6 protein-coding genes are annotated in these 6,368 nt (G+C 50.4%); 3 read left to right on the top strand and 3 right to left on the bottom strand.

The window, feature by feature from the left end; all coding sequences use genetic code 11:
- The 3 genes from ACX93W_RS15315 to ACX93W_RS15305 all read left to right on the top strand — a co-directional run.
- Window positions 1-2,443: cadherin-like beta sandwich domain-containing protein (locus ACX93W_RS15315; RefSeq protein ID WP_459393247.1), on the top strand; the 2,443-nt coding region annotated here is incomplete at its 5' end.
- A gap of 688 nt (window positions 2,444-3,131) precedes the next feature.
- Window positions 3,132-4,217 carry an aspartate-semialdehyde dehydrogenase gene (gene asd / locus ACX93W_RS15310; protein ID WP_459393246.1) on the top strand — a complete coding sequence of 362 codons (1,086 nt, stop codon included), beginning with the start codon at window positions 3,132-3,134 and terminating at the stop codon, window positions 4,215-4,217.
- 231 nt (window positions 4,218-4,448) lie between these two features.
- The gene (locus ACX93W_RS15305) at window positions 4,449-5,159 is read left to right on the top strand and encodes a hypothetical protein (RefSeq protein WP_459393245.1); all 711 of its coding nucleotides are present in this window, start codon (window positions 4,449-4,451) and stop codon (window positions 5,157-5,159) included.
- A gap of 113 nt (window positions 5,160-5,272) precedes the next feature.
- Here ACX93W_RS15305 and ACX93W_RS15300 read toward each other — a convergent pair whose 3' ends face one another.
- Genes ACX93W_RS15300 through ACX93W_RS15290 form a run of 3 tightly spaced genes read right to left on the bottom strand, consistent with a single transcriptional unit; the run spans window position 5,273 to window position 6,000 of the window.
- A complete protein-coding gene (locus ACX93W_RS15300; RefSeq protein ID WP_459393244.1) occupies window positions 5,273-5,707 on the bottom strand; it encodes a sensor histidine kinase in 435 nt (144 codons plus the stop codon).
- Window positions 5,682-5,825: a hypothetical protein gene (locus ACX93W_RS15295; protein WP_459393243.1), complete on the bottom strand. Its 144-nt coding sequence runs from the start codon at window positions 5,823-5,825 to the stop codon at window positions 5,682-5,684. Before ACX93W_RS15295 ends, ACX93W_RS15300 begins: the two co-directional genes overlap by 26 nt.
- 34 nt (window positions 5,826-5,859) lie before the next feature.
- Window positions 5,860-6,000 (bottom strand): hypothetical protein, encoded by a 141-nt coding sequence (locus tag ACX93W_RS15290; protein WP_459393242.1) that lies wholly within the window; start codon window positions 5,998-6,000, stop codon window positions 5,860-5,862.
- Window positions 6,001-6,368 lie beyond the last annotated feature (368 nt).

Raw genomic sequence — 6,368 nt, 5'->3', positions numbered from 1 at the left:
GTTGACATTAACACCTTCGCCGAGTGCCCCGACCAACGGTAACGTTGTGGTAGGCATTGAGGCTTCTGTTGCTGGCGAGGCAGCAGGCAATAGCCTTGCCGAGCTTCGTGCAGCGAAGGGCGATCAAGCTGCCGCCTATTTCATCGGCGGTGGCGGCGAGGATGTTTTGAATACAGCAGAGTTCATAGCTGATGAAAACGGCACGTACACTGTTTATGCGCGCGATGCGGCTGGCAACGAAACGGTTGAGAGGATCACGATTTCAAACGTGGATCGAATGAAACCAACCCTGACGCTAACATCGGACTACACGGCTCCGACCAACGGCAACGTGACGATTTCCGTAAACGCATCGGATTCCGAGAGTGGACTTAGCACTGTACGTTGGTCCGCCGCTTCTCCAGAAACGGAGAACTCTTGGCCATCCGAAGAAGTGGAGGACGGAGTTTTTATTGCTACAGCCAATGGCCTTTATACAGTTATTGCTCATGATTACGCGGGCAACAGCACCGTTCAGCAAATTAATGTGATGAATATTTACCGGGATGAACCAGGACTGCAACTGAGCCTTGAGACGGAAGAACCAACAGGCGAGCGGGTTGCTGTTCTTGCGCAGGTCTCTTCTATCGGTGATGGCAATTCTATCGCGACTGTGGAATGGGCAGAGGGCGAGCAATCTATTGCATTCTTCAGCGGCGGAGCTGGTACCGATATAACGGAAGCCCGCCAATTTGATGCACAAACGAATGGCGTATACACCGTCTTCGCAAAAGATGCAGCTGGCAATGAAGCGGTCGCTACCATTGAAGTGGACAACATTCGTCGCGTCAACGCTGAGCTTGCGGTATTGACGCTGAGCGCCGACGGTCAGCCGGTGACCCTTTCTCCGGTATTCGATCCACAGCAGACGCATTATACGGCAGAGGTGACAAGCGAGGTTGCTTCTGTTCTGCTGATGGCCACGACGGATGATGCGGCGGCATCGGTGACGGTTGACGGCAAGGCGCTGCATGCAGGGGAGGAAGCACTCGTTTCGCTGAGTTACGGCGCCAATACCGTTAACATTGAAGCAACGGCGGAGCTGGCTTCGGTGAAACAGATTTATGAAATAGTCATTACGCGCGCAAGACCAGCGGTATCAGTACCAACTACGCGCAGCCCAATATTCGGATTAAAGTTAAACGGGCAAGAGGTAACGGGGCTTGCGGAATCAAGCATTGTTGATGCAAGCGGAGCGTTGCATTATGAGTTGAAGCTGGAGTCGGCCGGAGCTATTGTTTCTGCTGCCTCTGCCAGTGGCGATAATGTGCTGCGCGTTGAGTCGCCCTCAGGTGTGGCTCACAAAGCGGAGCAGGTGCTCTTTACGTTTCCGGCTGAAGTGCTCCAGCAACTCAAAGATTTGAAAATTAAGTTGGTTTTAAGCATAGGGGATACGGTATACGAAATGCCGCTTGATTTTTCTCAAAGCGTCTCAACCGGGTTGTCCGTTCAGTTAGCGGTGCCCGGAGAGACAGAGGTGGCAGATCGGCTGTTGGACCGGGCAAGCACCGGGCTGACCCGTAACTGGCATGTGGAGCGGGCAAGCGCTGCGGTATCCTTTGCAAGTGACGGCATAGAGGGCAAAGGCAGCCTGCTGCTTCCTTTGCCGGAGGCCCTTGATGCGGCCGGAGCACGCAAGCTGGCGGTTTACATGGAAGTTGAAAATGGAGAGAAGCGCCTGGTGGCCGGAAAGGTTCGCTTCGATGATCAGGGCAAAGTAATCGGCATTGCGATTGAGACGGAAGGCTCCGGCCAAGCCATCGTGCTGACAGCTGAACCTATTATCACTTCCCACGGCAACTATATGAATGGTTACGGCGATGGCCGTTTTGCGCCAGATCGGGAGGTCACTCGCGCCGAGCTTGCTGCATTATTGGCGAAGCTGTCGCCGGCCGGCCAGGCAGGGGCGGCAAACGGTGAAAGCTCAGCCTTTGGCGATGTGCCGCAGGAGCATTGGGCAGCTGAGGCAATTGCCAATGCGGCAGCATCCTCCTGGATGAACGGCGGACCTGATGGTTCGTTCCGACCGGAATCTTCTTTGACTCGCGCCGAGCTAGCGGTAGTCTTGGTCCGCTGGCGCGCTGTACAAGGTATGGAGCAGTCCAGCCGATTCCCGGATGCGGCGGAGCACTGGGCTGCCTCGGCGATTTCCATAGTATCGGAAAAAGGCTGGCTGACGGGCTATGAGGATGGCAGCTTCCGCCCGGATCGTCTAGTGACGCGGGCACAGGCTGTTGTCGTATTGAACCGGGTACTGGACCGTCCGAAGCTGACGGAGGGCGGCCGTGGCTGGCAGGATGTTCCGGCCTCGCATTGGGCCGCTGACGCCATACGTTCCGCGACACAGTCGTTCCGTGAAGAGGCTTATTTGAACGGCGACACCGAGGTCATAGCCACACAATAGCCATAACAATGCGGCGGCATAAAAACTTAAGCAAAATGGTAAGGACAGGCCGAGCAGCAAGCACCCTCTCCAAAAAAAGTGCTGGCAATATATGCTCGGCCGAATTTTCGAAAAATTGCTGAAAGACGATTGAATTTTCCCCTATGGCTTGCTATTATAAAAGCAATATGAAAAGGCAACGACGAGACGAGTAGGCGGATCAATTACATTGCAGAGAGCTCCGGTAGCTGCGAAGGAGCAGAGAATGACCCGCTGAAGAAAGACTATGAGCCGCGCATTGGAATTTCGGATTGGGTCGATCCCAGCCAGAAAGGATAGTGCGACGGGAGCTCCCGTTACAGAGCTAGAGTATAAGCTGTTTATTTTGCAGCCGTACTTGAAGAGGCGGATATGGCGACATATCTGCGAATCCGGGTGGTACCACGAGCATATCAATCTCGTCCCTGAGACTATTGTCTTGGGGGTGGGATTTTTTTTATTACGCAAGTACAGCAGTGGCGAGCCAAGCTTCCCTTTGAAGGCTGTTGGAATTGTGCGGTTTCCTTTGAAGCATGCTCCAAAAGCACACCTTTGACTGATTGCGACATTTTGACGGTGCCCTCGCAGGGAACCATTAAAGCATAAGCCGCATTTAATTAAGCAACGATAACAATAGGATAACCAGATTACGGAAAGGGAGAGAGCATTCATGACTGGAAAATTGAAAGCGGGTATTGTTGGAGGAACAGGCATGGTCGGACAGCGCTTCGTGGAGCTGCTGAACGGTCATCCCTGGTTTGAAGTAACGGCTATAGCGGCAAGCGCAAGCTCTGCAGGCAAAACGTACGAGGAATCGGTTAAAGGCAGATGGAAGCTGTCCACTCCGATACCTGAAGCTGTAAAAGGCATTATGGTGCAGGATGCTTCCAAAGTAGAGGAAGTGGCAAGTGGCGTCGACTTCGTCTTTTGTGCGGTAGATATGAAAAAAGATGAAATTAAAGCCTTGGAGGAAGCTTACGCCAAAACGGGCACGCCTGTTATTTCCAATAATTCGGCCCATCGCTGGACGCCGGACGTGCCGATGGTTGTTCCGGAAATTAATCCTGAACATATCGATGTCATCGAAGCGCAGCGCAAACGTTTGGGCACATCAACAGGGTTTATCGCGGTTAAGCCTAACTGCTCCATCCAAAGTTATGTTCCGGCGCTGAACGCCCTGCGTGATTTTAATCCGAAGGTTGTTGTGGCCTCCACCTACCAAGCAATTTCTGGCGCAGGCAAAAACTTTACTGACTGGCCGGATATGCTGGACAACGTTATTCCATACATTGGCGGCGAGGAAGAAAAAAGCGAGCAGGAGCCTCTGCGCATTTGGGGCAGCGTCGAAAACGGCGAAATCGTAAAAGCGGAAGGCCCGCTTATTACAACCCAATGCATCCGCGTTCCGGTAACGGACGGTCACCTGGCAACGGTATTTGTTTCCTTTGAAAACAAACCAAGCAAGGAAGAAATTCTGAAGCGTTGGCAAGAATACAAGGGACGTCCTCAGGAGCTGGAGCTGCCAAGCGCGCCGAAGCAGTTCATTACGTATTTTGAGGAAGAAAATCGTCCGCAAACCAAGCTGGACCGCGACATTGAGCACGGCATGGGCGTTTCCGCAGGCCGATTGCGCGAGGATTCCGTCTACGACTACAAATTCGTTGGTCTGTCGCACAACACGCTTCGCGGCGCTGCTGGCGGCGCGGTGCTGATCGCCGAACTGCTGAAGGCGGAAGGTTATATTGTAGCTAAGTAAGGAAGCTTGCCCGCTTGCTCTTCTGCAATAGCGGAGCAGAGGGATTGGTTCATGCAAAGAACTGTTGGCCCAAAGTCTGTGCTTTGGGTCGACAGTTCTTTTTTATGATGCAAGTTATTTCATAACAAATATTCAGTTATTATCCATCAAATCTTAATTTAGATGATTAATATACCGATAAGCGAATGAGAGGGATGTACAAATCGGAATAGAATGGGAGAAAAAGCAGTTATGGGAATTAAAAAAATTGCCCTAGTATTACTGGTAACAGTCATAGGCTTATTAACAGCATGTAGTACGGTGAATAAAGTGTCCGAAGGTGGAGACTTCAATCAGAAAACCTGGGGAATGACAATGAAAGAAGTCATTGAGGTTGAAGGTCAAAGCGGAAACAACGATTATTCATTAATGGAACGCGATGGTAAAAAAACAATCACCTTCCATAATGTTAGAATTGATGATCTTATGTGCGAGGTTAATTATACATTTACCAAAAGCGACGATTATCATTTAATTAATAACGGTGCAGATTACTATGAAGAGATATGGGAAGCCTTGAAGAAAGACGGAGCCAAGGCAGGAGAAAGCATTACGCTGGAAACCTATAAAGAAAAATACAATGAAATCAAAGAGGCGAGAAAGGAAAAATATGCTGTTTCGGAGCAGATTCATTTTAATGACTATGTTCTTACACAGGGCTATTTTCACTTTGAGAGTGCCGCGGATGAGCAAACGGATTCCATTCGGGATGGTTTAAAACAGAAATACGATAACAAGCAGAACTATTTAAATGTTGTATATGATGAGAGCAATCATGTTCATCAGTGGTGGACCAAGCGAACGCTTGTACAGTATTTGGACAACGGCCGAATGGTGTTCTATTATCCGAAGACTGAAGCGTTAGAGCCTTGGATTGTGGAAGCAGAGATAGAAATGAACTAAAATAACCCCCTAGGCAAAGTCCAAATAGCAATGTATACGCGGGATTCCAACAGATGCAGGTGTGCAAAAAAAGTCGGACACGTTTTCTTGTCCAACTTTTTATTTTGGGGGACTTATTGGACAACCTCGTTTGTTACAGACACGCCTTGATTGGGACTGCCAAATGTCAGGTTGAATTCGACGCAAGCACCGCCCTCTTCATTATTGCACGCGCGGATTGTCCCGCCATGCATCTCCGCCAGCTGTTTGGCAATATAGAGACCGCGACCGGAATGGGCATGACCGTCTTCCTGGGCGGAGCCGGCGCCTCTGTAGAGCTTGTCGAACAGATGGGGGAGATCCTCGTCGGCAAAGCCTTCCCCGGAATCGGTAACCGCGATGGTACAGCCATCCTTGCGCAAGCGGGCCTCTAGCGTAATGGTTCCGCCCGAAGGAGTATGGCGAATGGCGTTCAGGACGATATTGTCCAGAATCCGTTCCAGCTTGCCGATATCGACCCATCCTTTTGAAAAATGTGGACGGTCAGTCTCGTCGGTTTTGATGTTCAATAGAAGATTGATCCCTTTCCGCGATGGCCAAAGGCGTTTTGATATCGTGGGCGAGATTTTCCATCATATCCAGCCGCTCCTGCTCCATTCTCCATTGCGATAGCAAGGAGTTCTCCATCTCCCCTCAAGGTCGTGTTGATGCTGTCCCTCGGCTAGCCATAAATCGTGCCTGCTTTGATCTGCAGCGAAACGTTATCCACCACCCGCTGCTTGCCGTAGGTTTTGCTCAAGCCCTCCGTATGCAAAATAAATTTCTGTGTCATGGTTAGGGGTGTATCTGGAAACTCGCTCAAGGGCATCTATCACCGCCTTTTCGCCCCCTGCTGCGTTACTTTTCCTTGACTTACCCCCGGTAAGCCTTCGAAAAAGCGCCTTGCAGGGAACAAAAATTCGGCAATGTCTGCTCCCTGCGGAGTTTTCAGACACGCCTTAGTCAAACATCCTTTCCCGTTTTGGCGTATCTCTTTTGTATGTCATCCAATGTAGCGCACAATTTTCAAGAAGTTATAAAGGAGGCAAAACCTCCTGAATATTAACATGCGATAAACATTCATTGATTCGCCTATATTTTCAGCGGCTTATATGAGATGCTATATAAGTTGAACAAAAAATTTAGCGGAGAGAGCCGCCATGTGAAAGGTTCTTCCGATCGCTCCGCTTC

It is taken from the genome of Paenibacillus sp. CAU 1782 (assembly GCF_054551715.1).
This window is presented reverse-complemented; position numbering and strand designations above follow the sequence as displayed.